The sequence below is a fragment of the Ruegeria sp. SATB027 genome (assembly GCF_059613825.1).
In genome coordinates this window covers 172,940-187,741 of the sequence record NZ_JBXWTH010000040.1, presented here as the reverse complement: position 1 = coordinate 187,741, position 14,802 = coordinate 172,940, and the positions used below count along the sequence as shown (strand labels likewise).

15 protein-coding genes are annotated in these 14,802 nt (G+C 58.5%); 10 read left to right on the top strand and 5 right to left on the bottom strand.

The features are described 5' to 3' along the window. The first annotated feature begins 129 nt into the window (after positions 1–129). Together AC2FPW_RS11260 and AC2FPW_RS11255 are read left to right on the top strand one after the other, a co-directional pair. The gene (locus tag AC2FPW_RS11260; protein WP_496813736.1) at positions 130–462 is read left to right on the top strand and encodes a DUF6497 family protein; all 333 of its coding nucleotides are present in this window, start codon (positions 130–132) and stop codon (positions 460–462) included. A gap of 133 nt (positions 463–595) precedes the next feature. After that, the gene (locus AC2FPW_RS11255) at positions 596–949 is read left to right on the top strand and encodes a hypothetical protein (RefSeq protein WP_496813735.1); all 354 of its coding nucleotides are present in this window, start codon (positions 596–598) and stop codon (positions 947–949) included. 86 nt (positions 950–1,035) lie between these two features. Here the strand turns inward: AC2FPW_RS11255 and AC2FPW_RS11250 are convergent, their stop codons facing one another. Further along, complete coding sequence (locus tag AC2FPW_RS11250) at positions 1,036–2,187, bottom strand: DcaP family trimeric outer membrane transporter (RefSeq protein ID WP_496813734.1); 1,152 nt, start codon at positions 2,185–2,187, stop codon at positions 1,036–1,038. 650 nt (positions 2,188–2,837) lie between these two features. Between AC2FPW_RS11250 and AC2FPW_RS11245 the strand changes: the two genes are divergently transcribed. Further along, positions 2,838–3,041, top strand: a complete 204-nt coding sequence (locus tag AC2FPW_RS11245; RefSeq protein WP_267365672.1) for a hypothetical protein — start codon at positions 2,838–2,840, stop codon at positions 3,039–3,041. A gap of 116 nt (positions 3,042–3,157) precedes the next feature. Further along, on the top strand, positions 3,158–5,203 hold the full coding sequence (locus tag AC2FPW_RS11240) for an ATP-binding protein (RefSeq protein WP_496813732.1): 2,046 nt from the start codon (positions 3,158–3,160) through the stop codon (positions 5,201–5,203). 76 nt (positions 5,204–5,279) lie between these two features. On the opposite strand, the gene AC2FPW_RS11235 is transcribed toward AC2FPW_RS11240, so the two are convergent. Then, positions 5,280–5,726, bottom strand: coding sequence for a DUF4174 domain-containing protein (locus AC2FPW_RS11235; protein WP_267365674.1), 447 nt, complete (start codon positions 5,724–5,726; stop codon positions 5,280–5,282). A 168-nt stretch (positions 5,727–5,894) separates the two neighbouring features. On the opposite strand from AC2FPW_RS11235, the gene scpA reads away from it, so the two are divergent. The 6 genes from scpA to AC2FPW_RS11205 all read left to right on the top strand — a co-directional run bounded on the left by scpA (position 5,895) and on the right by AC2FPW_RS11205 (position 11,356). Further along, positions 5,895–8,021 carry a methylmalonyl-CoA mutase gene (gene scpA, locus AC2FPW_RS11230; RefSeq protein WP_267365675.1) on the top strand — a complete coding sequence of 709 codons (2,127 nt, stop codon included), beginning with the start codon at positions 5,895–5,897 and terminating at the stop codon, positions 8,019–8,021. A gap of 103 nt (positions 8,022–8,124) precedes the next feature. Next, positions 8,125–8,727 (top strand): VOC family protein, encoded by a 603-nt coding sequence (locus AC2FPW_RS11225; protein WP_496813730.1) that lies wholly within the window; start codon positions 8,125–8,127, stop codon positions 8,725–8,727. Continuing rightward, positions 8,724–9,212, top strand: coding sequence for a GNAT family N-acetyltransferase (locus AC2FPW_RS11220; protein WP_496813728.1), 489 nt, complete (start codon positions 8,724–8,726; stop codon positions 9,210–9,212). The genes AC2FPW_RS11225 and AC2FPW_RS11220 overlap by 4 nt, the downstream gene beginning before the upstream one ends. A gap of 45 nt (positions 9,213–9,257) precedes the next feature. Then, positions 9,258–9,938, top strand: a complete 681-nt coding sequence (locus AC2FPW_RS11215) for a TerB family tellurite resistance protein (RefSeq protein ID WP_267365678.1) — start codon at positions 9,258–9,260, stop codon at positions 9,936–9,938. A 4-nt stretch (positions 9,939–9,942) separates the two neighbouring features. Continuing rightward, entirely contained in the window at positions 9,943–10,944 is a 1,002-nt protein-coding gene (locus AC2FPW_RS11210; protein WP_496813809.1) for an endonuclease/exonuclease/phosphatase family protein, read from the top strand. A 37-nt stretch (positions 10,945–10,981) separates the two neighbouring features. Further along, positions 10,982–11,356 (top strand): hypothetical protein, encoded by a 375-nt coding sequence (locus AC2FPW_RS11205; protein WP_496813727.1) that lies wholly within the window; start codon positions 10,982–10,984, stop codon positions 11,354–11,356. A 12-nt stretch (positions 11,357–11,368) separates the two neighbouring features. On the opposite strand, the gene AC2FPW_RS11200 is transcribed toward AC2FPW_RS11205, so the two are convergent. The 3 genes from AC2FPW_RS11200 to AC2FPW_RS11190 are packed head-to-tail and all read right to left on the bottom strand — an operon-like array spanning position 11,369 to position 14,726. Beyond that, positions 11,369–12,913, bottom strand: a complete 1,545-nt coding sequence (locus AC2FPW_RS11200) for a Ppx/GppA family phosphatase (protein ID WP_496813726.1) — start codon at positions 12,911–12,913, stop codon at positions 11,369–11,371. A 49-nt stretch (positions 12,914–12,962) separates the two neighbouring features. Continuing rightward, entirely contained in the window at positions 12,963–13,652 is a 690-nt protein-coding gene (locus AC2FPW_RS11195; RefSeq protein ID WP_480582938.1) for an HdaA/DnaA family protein, read from the bottom strand. Further along, complete coding sequence (locus tag AC2FPW_RS11190; RefSeq protein ID WP_267365997.1) at positions 13,653–14,726, bottom strand: AI-2E family transporter; 1,074 nt, start codon at positions 14,724–14,726, stop codon at positions 13,653–13,655. Positions 14,727–14,802: the final 76 nt, after the last annotated feature.

The window sequence follows — 14,802 nt, the reverse complement described above, 5'->3', positions numbered from 1 at the left end:
ACCGCGCAGACTAATCGTACTGCGCGCGCGACCCCGGAAGGAGGAGCTCGCCGCTGGTGGGTCCGGGGTCGCGCCATTTGTCTGGGTGCACTCACCTTCAGCCATCCTGCTTTTGCGGATTCCGATTCGTTGCTGCCGGTGCCGTCGGGCCAGCCAGTGCAACTGAGCGATGTCCTGCTGGACAACAACCCTGGCGAGCTTTGGCTGCGCTTTCGCTTTATCGCGCCCAGAATAGGCGCGTCAGTAGGGCGGATTGGGTATGATGTGGCGTCGAAGGATATGGAGCACCTGTGCCAGATTCTGGCCATTCCATATGTCGCTCAGCATGAATTGCATCCGGCGCGGGTCGTGATCTCTTTGTCCGATCGCCCGATAGATTTTGGCGATGCCGCCCCTGATGCGACCCAGTTTTTTGAGGCCTACCGGCTGGAGCAGTCCCGGTGTATCTGGGAGGGGCTTTGACCATGACCGCAAGACTTCATGAGTACAAAGCATCTCAGACCAACTGTGCGGCTTTGGAGGTGCGCATCATGATCCCATCCTTTTTCGGGCTCGAATTGCTTTTGTCTGCAAGTATGACACAGGGGGGCCATTCATGCTGAAGCATCGTGGTTTTCCCGGTCGCCTTTCAGGCACCGACTTTCAGTTCACCATCCGTCGCGCCAACCCAAAGGGCGTTACACCGTTAACGCAGCGCGAGCGGTTTCGGGATCGTAAACCTGCGGACAGGCGCGCTGATATTGCGTTCATGGAAGCCCTTTGGGCCCATTTCGGAGACCAGCCGTTTGAACGGGGCAATCTGGATGCGGGGCGTTTGAGCTGGCTGTTCGGGCGCGAAGTCATCCCGGCAGAAGACCCCTTTGATCCGGCCAGTTATGATGCCTTGCTTGTCATCGACGTAAACGCTGCGCGCGCATCCTTCCCGGACATCATCGACGGGATGGACTGATTGTGACATTCGCAGCCGCACATAATCCAATCATGGCCGGTTTCGGGAAAATCCTGCCCGAAACCGGGCAGGATTTATGTGTGGTCTCAGAAGTTCAACTGAGCCGCAAGCTGAACGCGGCTGCCATCAAAGGTTCTGCCGGTGGGTGCGTCGTTCCGCTCGCCATAGATGTATTCGGCGCTGAGCGTCAGACTGTCTGTCGCCTTGTAGAACGCGTTGACATGGATCGTTTCCAGCTCGGTGAAGGACAGCGTGCCGGTCGAGGTTGGCAGATCATAGTCTTCACGCCCGTAGGCAATGCCGACATTCCACTTCGGGCCGAGGTCCTGCCTGAATTCCACGGTATAGCCATCCACATCGTTGGCCTGCCCACCGACAATGGCATCGCCGAGACCGATCAGGTATGGGCCAAGCGCCTCACCTGTGACGTAGTTGACCTGGAACAACCCGCCTTGCCAGGGGCGAATGCCGCCCGAAAGTGTAAAGCCGGTTTGATCCACTTCGACATTGCCGGAATTGGCTTTACCGTACAAAACGGCACCACGGGCAATATATGTGCCGTCGTTATATTCTGCCGAGGCCGTCAGGACGGGATCATCGGAATTCGACCCGCTGACGTTCTCTTCGATCGAGACCGCAAACTGTGCATTGCTGCCAAGCTGTCCGGTGTATCTCAGCTGTGGGACACGGGCGAACGCGATACCTACTGGTCCGTTGAATTCGACGGTGGTCGGGTAGGTGTCCAATGGTTGGAAGTTGGTCCAGTACTGACCAATCAGGAACTGATCGCCGATGGTGATGTTGGCATGGCGTATGCGCAATTCAGCCGTGCCGCCGGAACCGAACAGGTCAAGCTCAAGCTGTCCGCCAATGTCACCGATCCCGCTTGGGGTGGTGGTGCGCAGTCCGATCCGCGATTGGCGAACGGTTGCCCCGAAGGTGCCGTCGGTCGCGGCCGAGGGCTCACCGATGACATTCACGAACGCCGTATCCCCCTGATCGTAGTCGAAGTCATAGAAGAAATCGGCCTTCACGTATCCGTAAACGTCCAGAACGGTGTTGCCGATGCGGAAATCTCCGTTGGCGGGGCTGCTTTTGGCGGCTTCCAGCGCCTCGACCCGGGCGCGCAAAGCGTCGAGTTCGGCCTGGGTCTGGGCGTCCTGAGCGAAAGCAAACGTGCCGGTCACACTGAGCGCAGAGGCAGCGAGCAGGAGTGCCTTTTTTCTAGTCATAGTCATGTGGGTGTTCCTTTGAGTGCGAGTGTGCCCAAGGACCGTTTCACGCAGCAGAAATCTTTGGAAATCACGAGAAAGAGAATTGAACCGACTGATTTCTCAAGAAAATGTGCCTTTTTTGGCTTCTTGAATCACGGCGTCTTGAACCTGTCATCTAACGCGTTGTTGCGCCGGAATTCCTTCGCCCGTGGAGTGGCGACGATTCGTGATGCTGCAACTGCAGAAAAAATCGGAAGCGGTCCGTTTTGTAACGAAACTGTGACGGTGAACGGGTCTTTCGCGCTGGTATTTCACTTGAATGCTGTCGGCACGAAGTTGCGCGCCATGTTGCGGCTTGGGCAGAAACCAGCCGAGTTGTCCCAGGGAAACAATACTGTGTTTGCTCAACAGATTGTGCCGTGCAAACTGAATGGGCCGTGCGGCTCAACTTTGCCTGCGCCGCACATGCACCTACTATTCCGTACCCCTTCCTTGCGCGGGCAGGCTTGTGTTCCCCACATAGACCTGTCCGCGTTTTTCTTTTTGGCCTCCGCGGCCAAAGAGAAGCGAAAACCTGCACAAAACCTGCCTGCAATTGCATTGATATTGAATAACAGGCCCCATTTCGCGCATCTGATCCCAAACGAACCAAGAAACCTAAAAGGGCAGACACAATGCGATTCTCGAAACTCATCCTTGTTGCGGCGACCTGTGCGGGTCTGGCCGCGTGCGGTGACACCACGGGCGAACAGGCACTCCTCGGCGGTGGTGCCGGGGCTGTGGGGGCCGCGGTCCTCAATGCCGACCCGCTATTTGGCGCGGCCGTCGGCGCAGCGGGCAACGTGCTGTACTGCAAGACACAGAACACCTGTAACTAACGCATATCCTTTGGGGCGCCTGGCGCCTCAGCCATCATTGCGCATCACGCCGTCGTGGGGATCGTACCCTGCGGCGGCGTTTTGCGTTTCCGGAACACCAAGCCAAAGGACGTTTCATGTTCAATAAGATCCTGATCGCCAACCGGGGCGAGATCGCCTGCCGGGTCATCAAGACCGCCCGCAAGATGGGTATCGGCACCGTTGCCATTTATTCGGACGCGGACAAGAACGCGCTGCATGTGTCGATGGCCGACGAAGCCGTGCATATCGGTCCGCCCCCGGCGAACCAGTCCTACATTGTGATCGACAAGGTCATGGATGCCATCCGTCAAAGCGGCGCGCAGGCAGTTCATCCTGGCTATGGCTTCCTGTCGGAGAACTCGAAATTCGCCGAGGCGCTCGAGGCCGAAGGTGTCGCCTTTGTTGGCCCCCCTGTCGGTGCAATCGAAAGCATGGGCGACAAGATCACTTCGAAGAAGATCGCACAGGAGGCCGGAGTTTCGACGGTTCCGGGTTACATGGGGCTGATCGAAGACGCGGACGAGGCGGTCAGGATCTCGAACGACATCGGTTATCCGGTCATGATCAAGGCCAGCGCCGGTGGTGGTGGCAAGGGTATGCGCATCGCGTGGAGCGATGAAGAGGCGCGTGAAGGCTTTCAGTCGTCCAAGAACGAAGCCGCAAACTCGTTCGGAGATGACCGGATCTTCATCGAAAAATTCGTAACCCAGCCGCGCCATATCGAAATTCAGGTTCTGTGCGACAGTCACGGAAATGGCATCTACCTGGGCGAGCGTGAATGCTCGATCCAGCGCCGGAACCAGAAAGTGGTGGAAGAGGCACCGTCACCCTTCCTTGATCCTGAAACCCGCAAGGCGATGGGTGAACAGGCTGTCGCTCTGGCCAAGGCCGTGAACTACGCAAGTGCAGGTACGGTCGAGTTCATCGTGGACGGAAACAAGAACTTCTACTTCCTCGAAATGAACACGCGCCTGCAGGTGGAACACCCTGTTACGGAACTGATCACTGGCGTCGATCTGGTCGAGCAGATGATCCGCGTTGCAGCGGGTGAAAAGCTGTCGATAACGCAGGATGACGTGACCCTGACCGGCTGGGCGATTGAAAACCGTCTGTATGCGGAAGACCCGTATCGCAATTTCCTGCCGTCGATCGGTCGTCTGACCCGGTATCGCCCGCCGCAGGAAACCGCGGCCGGTCCGTTGCTGGTCAACGGCAAATGGCAGGGTGAAGCACCCGATGGTGAAACCGCCGTGCGCAACGATACCGGCGTCTACGAGGGCGGCGAGATCAGTATGTATTACGATCCGATGATCGCCAAGCTCTGCACCTGGGCGCCAACCCGTGAAAAAGCCATCGAAGCGATGCGCGTTGCGTTGGACAGTTTCGAAGTGGAAGGCATCGGTCACAACCTGCCGTTCCTGTCGGCAGTGATGGATCACCCAAAATTTGTCAGCGGTGACATGACAACTGCCTTTATCGCTGAAGAATACCCAGACGGGTTCGAGGGCGTCACGTTGCCCGAAGTGGATCTGCGCCGGATTGCTGCGTCCTGCGCGGCCATGCACCGCGTCGCCGAAATTCGGCGCACCCGTGTGTCGGGCCGGATGGACAATCACGAACGCAAAGTAGGGAAGCGCTGGGTTGTGACATTGCAGGGGCAGGATTTCGCCGTGCAGGTCAATGCCGACAAAGAGGGGTCAACGGTCAAGTTTGAGGCCGGACCGTCCTTGCGTGTCGCCTCGGACTGGACACCGGGCGATCAACTGGCGGTTCTGGACGTGGATGGCAGCCCGCTGGTGTTGAAAATTGGCAAGGTCTCGGGCGGGTTCCGCGTTCGCAACCGCGGCGCGGACTTGAAAGTGCATGTACGCCGTCCGCGCCAGGCGGAACTGGCCAAGCTGATGCCGGAAAAACTGCCACCAGATACCTCGAAAATGCTGCTCTGTCCGATGCCCGGCCTTGTCGTGAAGATTGACGTCGAAGTTGGGCAGGAAGTGCAGGAAGGTCAGGCGCTATGCACAATTGAGGCGATGAAGATGGAAAACATCCTGCGCGCCGAAAAGAGGGGCGTGGTGGCCAAGGTCAATGCAGGCCCCGGTGACAGCCTTGCTGTAGACAACGTGATCATCGAGTTCGAGTGACCATGTTGGCGCTTTCGACATACATTCCAACGTTCCCGGTGCATCGCGCCGGGGCCATTGGGTGTGGCGAAAGCGTTCAGCCCCCTTCGCGCCGTTCGCGGATCTCGCGTTCGCGCAGGGGGGTCTTGTCGATAGACCTGCCAATCTCACGCACGCTCCACGGGCTGGGTTTGCGCAGTTTGACCACGCCGTCCTTGTCGACGAACACCATCTGGAAGCCACGCGGCCGCAGCTTGGTCCGGATCGGAGACCGGGCAGACGGGTCCGTGTCTGTCAGCACAATGACATCACGGTCGCGCATGGCTGCTTCTTCTGCGACAAGCATATCGATCTGCTGCTGGAACCGCGGATCGGCAGGCGTGTCAGCGAAAACCACAATGGGGCGTTTGACCCACAAAAACTCGCTGAGTTCACTTTCACCCACCGGGCGGACAAAACTGTCATCAGACGGCGCGGTTCCGTCTGCCGCCAAGGCGGCCAGAGGGATTAGTGCCGAGAAAACAAAGGCAAGCGTGCGTGTCATGTGGCCTCCTGTTCTTTCGAATATAGCCCCTGTGCCCGCGATTGCGACCGGCGATTTGTGCCGGGTGACCACATTTTCGCGCTTGTGCCTGAAAGAACAGGTCAAGTGCAGGACCTTGGCGCGGACGCTTTCAGCGACCGCCATCCGTATTGACGAGAGGAAATCGAAATGACCGACACAAAGGACTGGAAAGCGCTTGCCGAGAAAGAGCTGCGCGGACGTCCGTTGGGCGACCTGACCAAGGAAACACTGGAAGGTATCGCGGTCAAACCGCTTTACACCCAGGAAGACACCGCCGATCTGCCGCATATGGGGTCTTTGCCGGGGTTTGGCCCGTTTACCCGCGGTGTCAAGGCCACGATGTATGCCGGGCGTCCATGGACGATCCGCCAATATGCGGGCTTTTCGACCGCCGAAGAATCCAACGCCTTCTATCGCCGCAACCTGGCAGCAGGCCAGCAGGGCGTTTCGGTTGCCTTCGATCTGGCGACACATCGCGGCTACGACAGTGATCACCCGCGCGTTGTGGGCGATGTTGGTAAGGCAGGTGTTGCCATCGACAGTGTCGAAGATATGAAAATACTGTTCGATGGCATCCCGCTCGACAAGGTCTCGGTCTCGATGACCATGAACGGCGCGGTTGTTCCGATCCTGGCCAGTTTCATTGTCGCGGGTGAAGAACAGGGTCACGACAAATCTGTCCTGTCCGGCACCATTCAGAACGACATTCTGAAAGAATTCATGGTGCGCAACACCTATATCTACCCGCCTGAACCGTCGATGAAGATCATCTCGGACATCATCGAATACACGTCGAACGAGATGCCCAAGTTCAACTCGATCTCGATCTCGGGCTATCACATGCAAGAGGCCGGGGCGAACCTTGTTCAGGAACTGGCCTATACGCTGGCCGATGGGCGTGAATACGTCCGTGCCGCGACTGAGGCCGGGATGGACGTGGACAAGTTCGCTGGCCGTTTGTCGTTCTTCTTTGCCATCGGCATGAATTTCTTCATGGAGATCGCCAAACTGCGCGCCGCTCGCACGCTATGGCACCGGGTAATGACCGAGTTTGGAGCAAAGTCCGAACGGTCGAAAATGCTGCGCACCCATTGCCAGACTTCCGGCGTTTCGCTTCAGGAACAGGACCCTTACAACAATGTCATCCGCACCGCCTATGAAGCGATGAGCGCAGTTCTGGGTGGCACCCAGTCGCTGCATACAAATGCTCTGGACGAGGCAATTGCGCTGCCCACCGATTTCTCGGCCCGCATTGCGCGGAACACCCAGCTCGTGCTTCAGGAAGAAACCGGTGTAACTGATGTGGTCGATCCTCTGGCCGGTTCTTACTATGTCGAAAGCCTGACCAATGAACTGGTCGAAAAAGCCTGGGCCCTGATGCAAGAGGTCGAGGAGATGGGTGGCATGACCAAGGCGGTTGCCTCGGGTATGCCCAAGCTGCGGATCGAGGAAAGCGCAGCCCGCCGTCAGGCCATGATTGACCGGGGCGACGAAGTGATTGTCGGCGTCAACAAATACCGCAAGGAACAGGAAGACCCGATCGACATTCTGGATGTTGACAACGTCGCCGTGCGCGAGGCGCAGGTGGCGCGGCTGGAACGCATTCGCGCAACCCGTGATGAAGCCGCGTGCCAAGCCGCGCTGGACGCCCTGACCAAGACCGCCCAGGAGGGCGGAAACCTGCTGGCCGCTGCGGTCGAAGCCGCCCGCGCCCGTGCATCCGTAGGAGAGATCAGCATGGCAATGGAGAAAGAATTCGGCCGCCATCGCGCCGAGGTGAAAACCCTGGCCGGTGTCTATGGCGCTGCTTATGAGGGCGACGAAGGCTTTGCCGCGATCCAGAAATCCATCGAGGACTTTGCCGAGGCCGAGGGCCGCCGCCCCCGTCTGCTGGTGGTCAAGATGGGGCAGGACGGGCATGATCGCGGTGCCAAGGTTATCGCCACGGCCTTTGCAGATATCGGGTTCGACGTGGACGTTGGCCCGCTGTTCCAGACACCTGCCGAGGCCGCGCAGGACGCGGTGGACAATGACGTACATGTGGTCGGCATTTCCTCGCAGGCGGCGGGGCATAAAACACTGGCACCGCAGCTGGTGGAAGAGCTGAAGAAAGCAGGGGCCGACGATATCATCGTGATCTGTGGCGGGGTGATCCCGCAGCAGGATTACCAGTTCCTTTATGACCATGGGGTCAAGGCTATCTTTGGTCCGGGCACCAACATTCCCGAGGCCGCTCAGGACATTCTGCGCCTGATCCGCCAGGCACGGCCCTGACACAAGGCAAGTCTTTCAACGAAAGCTCTTGTGATCCTGCGCCAATGGCGAAAACATGCGACCGGATCCCTTTGGGTCCGGTCGTTTTCGCAGGAGGGCGCACATGTTACTCGATCATCTGGCCGTCGCGGGCGAAACGCTTGAAGAAGCGTCTGCGCATATCGAACAGGCGCTTGGTGTTGCACTGCAACCCGGTGGGAAACACGGAAAATTCGGGACACATAACAGGCTGCTGGGGCTCAGGGACGGGCTCTATCTGGAAGCGATTGCCATCGATCCGCAGGCGCAGCCTCCGGGCAGGCCGCGATGGTTCGATCTGGACAATTTTCAGGGCGGCCCGCGTTTGACGAACTGGATATGCCGGGTCGAGGATATCGTGGCCACACTGTCGATCTTCCCCGATGGCACCGGAGAGCCCATCGACCTGACCCGCGGCGCGTTGCAATGGCGCATGGCGGTTCCGCCAACGGGGCGTTTGCCGTTCGACAATCTGTTTCCCGCCCTTATCGAATGGCAGGGCGACCTGCACCCGGCAAACATGTTGCAGGACAGCGCGTGCCGGTTGCGGCGTCTGGTTGTCTATCACCCCGATGCCCTGACACTGGCCCGTCGACTGGGTGAGCTGGATCTTGTTGTGTTCGATACCGGCCCCGCGGCTTTGCAGGCAGAAATTGAGACACCTCATGGGCTGCGGGTGCTGGAATGAACATTCGCCCGGCCACAGCGTCAGATGCATCAGCCATTGCCCGGATCACCAATGCGATCATCCGGGACACTTTGGTCACTTTCACGACGGACGAACGCAGCGCCGCCCAGATTGCCGAAGATATCAAGGCACGCGCGCCCGGTTATCTGGTTGCCGAGCACGACAGCCACGTTATCGGCTTTGCCACATATGGCCCTTTCCGCACCGGGCCCGGTTATGCGCAAACCTGCGAACATACGATCCAGCTGTCACCGGATGCGTGGGGCAAAGGGATGGGACGTGCGTTGATGTCAGAACTGGAGGAAATCGCGCAAGCCCAAGGCGTTCATGTTCTGGTCGCGGGCATATCCTCGGCCAATCCCGGGGCTGAGGCGTTTCATGCCGCACTTGGCTATTCGAAAGTCGGGGTGATGCCCGAAGTCGGATTTAAGTTCGGCCAGCGGCTGGACCTTGTGCTGATGCAGAAAATTCTTGGTGCTGAATGACCTGTTGCACCTGACAGTCCCGAATTGTGACGCTAGGGTGCGGTCATGTCGATCTGGACACGCATATCCGATGCGCTCAGCGCGCTTGCCCAGGGCGAAAGCCTGACCGCAGTTTTTGAAAAACTACGCTCGCCACCGGAACGGTCCGTCGCCTTTACGATTGCGGTCATCGCACTGGGTGCCAAAATGGCCAAGGCAGACGGTCAGGTGACCCGTGATGAGGTCACCGCCTTTCGCGACGTGTTTCAGATCGCGCGCGAAGATGAGGAAGGTGCAGCCCGCGTCTTCAACATGGCCCGTACGGACGTGGCGGGATATCAGGACTACGCCCGCAAAATCGCCCGCATGTTTTCCGAAGACAGCACAACCCTGTGTGACCTGATGGAGGGGCTTTTTCACATCGCGATGGCGGATGGTTTCTATCATCCGAACGAAAACGCATTTCTCGAAGATGTCAGCCAGATTTTCGGGCAAACCGACGCGCAGTTCAAAGCGCTGCGGGCGCGCTTTGTCCCGGATGCGCCAAACGATCCTTACACGGTTCTGGGCGTTCCACATGACATGCCGCTGCCCGACATTCGCAATGTCTGGCGGCAGCTGGTTCGGGAAACGCACCCCGACGCCATGATGGCCCGGGGTGTCCCCGAAGAGGCGATCCGGTTGGCCGAGAAAAAGATGATCGACATCAATCGCGCCTGGGATGAAATCAACGGCGCGCGGGCCTGATCAGATGCGGCTGGCGACCTATAATATCGAATGGTTCGCCAATCTGTTTGACCAGAAAGACAGGCTGATCGTCGATGACAGCTGGTCTGGCAGGCACGACGTCACCAAAGCGCAGCAAATCGAAGCGATTGCCAAGGTTCTGACTGCCATTGACGCTGATGCGATCGTGATCGTCGAGGCGCCCAACACGGGCAGACGCCAGAACACGGTTCGGGCCCTGCAAGCCTTTGCCGAAGCATTCGACTTGCGCACGTCTGATGCGGTGATGGGCTATGCAAACGACACGCATCAGGAACTGGCATTGCTCTATGACAGAACGGTGCTGAGTGTTCGCCACGATCCCAAGGGAGATATTGCAGATACCGCTGCCCCCCGGTTCGATGGTGTATTCAAAATCGACCTCGACATTGATGCGACCGAGGATGTCGTGCGGTTCTCCAAACCGCCGATGGAACTGGCGGTGACGACGCAAGCGGGGCACAACATCCGTCTGATCGGAGCACATCTGAAATCCAAGGCACCGCACGGTGCCGAATCGCGGGATGAGGCAATCCGGATTTCGATTGCCAATCGCCGCAAACAGCTGGCGCAAGCGATCTGGCTTGCACGGCGCGTCGAATGGCATGTTGCGCAAAAACAGCCCGTCATTTTGCTGGGCGATCTGAACGATGGCCCCGGGCTGGATGAGTTTGAGCACCTCTTTGGCCGCTCGTCGGTCGAGGTGTTGCTGCAAGCCGGATTGTTCGACCCGAACGCCGTCACAGCCTACAGGTTTCGGCCCGGGCCGGTGCCTGCCACTGCGCGCTTTGCCCGCCCGGAAGAAGGTAAATTTCTGGACGCATTACTGGATTACATAATGATTACCACGGACCTGCAAGCATATCGCCCGTCCTGGCGTATCTGGCACCCGTTTCAGGATGCCGCCTGTTGGGCTGAACCGGAATTGCGGCAGGCGCTTTTGACGGCCTCCGATCATTTTCCGGTCACGCTTGATATTGAACTGTGACCTTTCCAGCCTGCCACACGGGCCTTATATGTCATGTATGAAACGCATCTTGCTGATCAGTACGATCTCAGTGTTCCTTGCTGCGCCTGCAATGGCGCAGGAAGACAATGAAAAATCCCTGATGGAACAGGGGGCCGAACTGTTTTTCGAAGGTCTGCGCAAGGAAATGGAACCGGCATTGGAAAACTTGCTGGGTCTGGCGGAAGAGCTTGGCCCGGCGATGCAGTCATTCTTGCAGCAGATGGGCCCGGCGCTTGCTGAACTGGCGGCTGAGGTCAAGGACTGGAGCGTTTATGAGCCGCCCGAGATTCTACCCAATGGCGATATCATTATCCGCAGAAAACCGACCCAAGAGCCATCTGAGCCTGAAAAGCGGGATATCGAGGTGCACGAAGGACCTACAGATATCTGACCCGCTCAATTGTCAGCCTTTGACAATCACGCGAGTCTGAGATTTCAGCGCTGCTGCCAAGGCGCTTAACCGGGCTTCTGCCACTTCGCTGAACAAGGGGGCTGCGGCCTCGGGCAGATACAGTTCCAGCTCTCGCTTTTTGGGGAAAAACTTGAGCTGCCCCATATTGGCATCGTTGTGCATCCACAACATCGCGCCAAACCGCATGGCCTTGCCCAGAATCTCGGCCTGTTTCTGGCTTTTTTCATCCAGCAATTCGTAAAGCCGAGAGAACCGATTGCCTTCCCGTTTGTTGCGATAGCGGTGTTGCAGTGCCAATCCGATGAAGACACGCTCGGAATGCTTCAAACCACCCAGATTGGCGCGCGTGACGTTGTCGAAACACACCTCGGCCCGATAGTCGGGATGCGCGCGCCAGCTTACATCGTGCAGCAGGCAGGCCGCCTTGATCAGGCGCACTCTGCTGGGCGGTGCCGATCTGAACAGCGGGATGACAAAATCATAGAGATTGCTGCCAAATCCGGGCAGGCGCGCGTCCTTGGCTTCCGAGAACCGGCTGGCTTCGATCAGCGGGTCGCGATCGCGCACTTCCTGCGGCATCTGCTCATATAGCAACCCCTCGCGAATCCCATAGCTTGAGATGGCGATATCTTTGGGTTTGAACGTGCGGATCAGCCGAGCCAGAACGTCCATCGCATACGGGATAAGCGCCATGCGCGAGCTCGACACGCCCGCCTGAGCACGCAGCTTTTCACCATCGTGTTTTTCGATGTATTTGATCGTCTCGCGCACCTGTTTGGTGGTCATGCGGTATTCATGCAGAACGTTCAGCGGATAGCCCCGCCGCAGCATGTCCAGCCGCGCAAAGGCGCGCCAGCTGCCGCCGACCAGAAACAAACGGTCTCGCTGCTGGCCCATCTGATTGCGCAGATCCTCCATCGTTTCCTTGATATGCGCTTTTCGCGCGCGCCGCCCGCCTTTGATGTCGCGCAGTTTCAGCGGCCCAAGCGGCGAGGTTACGCGACGGCCGACCTGACCACCGCCGATTTCAGCCAATTCCATCGACGACCCGCCGATATCGCAGATCAATCCATAGGCTCCGGGCCACCCCAAAAGGACACCCTGCGCCGACAGGCGGGCTTCCTCGTCACCGTCAATGATAGACACCTGCAAACCGGTTTCAGCCTGCACCTGATCGCAAAACTCGGGCCCATCCGAGGCTTCGCGCACAGCAGCGGTGGCGACAACATGCAAACCGGGCAAATCCAGATCCATTGCCAAGTGCTGGAACCGTCGTAGTGCCGACAAGGCGCGTTCGCGGCCACGCGGGTTCAGTCGCCCGGTTTCGGACAAGCCCGCCCCCAGTTCGCACATGACCTTTTCATTGTAGAAATAGGCCGGTGATCGGGCCGCCCCGTCGAAAATGACCATCCGGACCGAGTTCGACCCGACATCGACAACCCCGACGCGCGACAGCGCCCGTGCGTCCGGTTTGTCAAACAGGGGCTTTCCGAACGTTCCCCAGTCCGGGGTATCGGTTTTGACGGTCTGATCCATGTGTGTTCCAGATAGTTCTGCCTGAGGATGCGAAATTGACGTCAGCGGGTCAATCATTGGTCTCGACCTCATCCGGGGCCGTGTTCAGTACGCGAATGGCAAGCGCGCGTGTAATGTCGCGTTTTTCCGCCAGGGCCAGTTGGTCCAGTTGGGATACAACGTCGGCTGCGCTTTCAAACCGCCGGTCCATATGCTTGACAAGATAGGCGATGACATCGGGGCCGGGGTTGAGCTGCCTGTCGACAAACAGCTTGGCAAGTACTGCGCCCAGCAATGCGTCATCGGGCGGATCCAGTGCGACGTGATGGGCGCCTTCAACCCGGCTTTGCAGGTCGGCCAGCGGCAACTCCCAGAATTTCGGCGCAAGACGGCCGGTCATCAGCAGGGGGTGCCCCTCGGCCAGAACAAGATTATGCAGGTGGAACAGCGTTTTTTGCAGTTCGAGATCGCCGGCGATCAAAGGCACGTCTTCGACCGCAATCGGCATACGCGCCAGGTCTGGCACATCGTCATATCTCAGGTCTCTGGCCTGAAGGATTCGACCGCCGGTTTCAGCGGCCCAGACATGGGCCAGATGGGTTTTGCCCGCGCCAGCAGGCCCACTCAGCACCAGTTTGTTGCCGGGCCAGGACGTGGCCGAGATCATTGCCACCGCCAGCGCATTGGCCGGTGACACAAAGAAATCCTCTCGCCCGAGCGCAGTTTTGGCGGGCAGATCAAAGCTGAGTTGTCGGGCCATTTACTCGGTTTCCTGATCCAGACCTTCAAGACCAGTGTACAATCTGCTGTCGAGGTATAGCGATGTGGCAAAGCGGGCCAGAACGCCCAATGCTGCGGCGACCGGGACTGCCACCAACATGCCCACAAAGCCAAACAGCGCGCCAAAGACCGACAGGGCCAGCAGCAACCAGACCGGATGCAGCCCGACAGAGCTGCCGACCAGCTTGGGTGTCAGGAAATTGCCCTCGGTGACCTGCCCAATGGCAAAGATACCCGCGATCAGCCCGATATGAGCCCAGTCGCCCCAGAACTGAAACAGCGCAAGCCCAATGGCCAGCGAGCCTCCGATAAGGGCGCCCAGATAGGGTATGAACGTGACCAGGCCCGCGATAAAACCCACAATCAGGCCGAATTGCAGACCAGCAAGCATTAGTGCGACCGCGTAATAGGTGCCAAGGATCAAACAAACTGTTCCCATGCCGCGCACGAACGAGGCCAGAACCGCATCGATCTCACCCGCCAGCCGCCTGATGATGGGGGCGTGGTCACGTGGCAGCAACTCTCCGATGCGGGCGGTCATGCGATCCCAGTCCAACAGCAAGTAAACAGCCACGACCGGCACAATGACCAACAGAACAACGATGTTGATCGCGGAACCCAGCGAGGTCAGCAGCGTCTGCATAACGTCCCCGGTCTTGGATTTCAGCGTTTCGCCAAAGGACACCAGCATCGCGTGCGTGCTTGATTCCCGGTCAAGCAATGACGGGAATTGTTTTTCTATGAAACTGCGCAACTGTTTGAACAGATCAGGCAGTACATCGACAAGATCCAGCAACTGGGTGATCAGCGCAGGGACCACCATCAGAATTGCCAGTACAAATCCCAGAACACCGACGACCGTGATGACAGCCGTGGCGGCCATACGCGACAGGCCCAGCCGCTCCAGCCGGTCAGCGACCGGATCGAGGAAATAGGCAATGGCCCCGCCGATGACAAAAGGCAACAAGACATCGCCAAGCGCCCACAGGATCAACGCGAAAACCGCAGCGGCGATGCTCCAGTATCTCAGCTGATCCTTAACCGGCAAAGCCATGGCGATCCCCTTGTTCAGGCCCTTGCAGGTGTTCTTGGCGCATCAAAGCCCATGATGCAAGCGGTTCATGGCGCTT

What these genes read in the sequence shown, in the direction of transcription:
- AC2FPW_RS11215 (WP_267365678.1), top strand. Translation starts at nt 9,258, where the DNA reads ATGTCGATCTGGACACGCATATCCGATGCGCTCAGCGCGCTTGCCCAG.
- scpA (WP_267365675.1), top strand. Translation starts at nt 5,895, where the DNA reads ATGACCGACACAAAGGACTGGAAAGCGCTTGCCGAGAAAGAGCTGCGC.
- AC2FPW_RS11210 (WP_496813809.1), top strand. Translation starts at nt 9,943, where the DNA reads ATGCGGCTGGCGACCTATAATATCGAATGGTTCGCCAATCTGTTTGAC.
- AC2FPW_RS11235 (WP_267365674.1), bottom strand. Translation starts at nt 5,726, where the DNA reads ATGACACGCACGCTTGCCTTTGTTTTCTCGGCACTAATCCCTCTGGCC.
- AC2FPW_RS11205 (WP_496813727.1), top strand. Translation starts at nt 10,982, where the DNA reads ATGAAACGCATCTTGCTGATCAGTACGATCTCAGTGTTCCTTGCTGCG.
- AC2FPW_RS11195 (WP_480582938.1), bottom strand. Translation starts at nt 13,652, where the DNA reads ATGGCCCGACAACTCAGCTTTGATCTGCCCGCCAAAACTGCGCTCGGG.
- AC2FPW_RS11245 (WP_267365672.1), top strand. Translation starts at nt 2,838, where the DNA reads ATGCGATTCTCGAAACTCATCCTTGTTGCGGCGACCTGTGCGGGTCTG.
- AC2FPW_RS11240 (WP_496813732.1), top strand. Translation starts at nt 3,158, where the DNA reads ATGTTCAATAAGATCCTGATCGCCAACCGGGGCGAGATCGCCTGCCGG.
- AC2FPW_RS11220 (WP_496813728.1), top strand. Translation starts at nt 8,724, where the DNA reads ATGAACATTCGCCCGGCCACAGCGTCAGATGCATCAGCCATTGCCCGG.
- AC2FPW_RS11250 (WP_496813734.1), bottom strand. Translation starts at nt 2,187, where the DNA reads ATGACTATGACTAGAAAAAAGGCACTCCTGCTCGCTGCCTCTGCGCTC.
- AC2FPW_RS11255 (WP_496813735.1), top strand. Translation starts at nt 596, where the DNA reads ATGCTGAAGCATCGTGGTTTTCCCGGTCGCCTTTCAGGCACCGACTTT.
- AC2FPW_RS11200 (WP_496813726.1), bottom strand. Translation starts at nt 12,913, where the DNA reads ATGGATCAGACCGTCAAAACCGATACCCCGGACTGGGGAACGTTCGGA.
- AC2FPW_RS11225 (WP_496813730.1), top strand. Translation starts at nt 8,125, where the DNA reads ATGTTACTCGATCATCTGGCCGTCGCGGGCGAAACGCTTGAAGAAGCG.
- AC2FPW_RS11190 (WP_267365997.1), bottom strand. Translation starts at nt 14,726, where the DNA reads ATGGCTTTGCCGGTTAAGGATCAGCTGAGATACTGGAGCATCGCCGCT.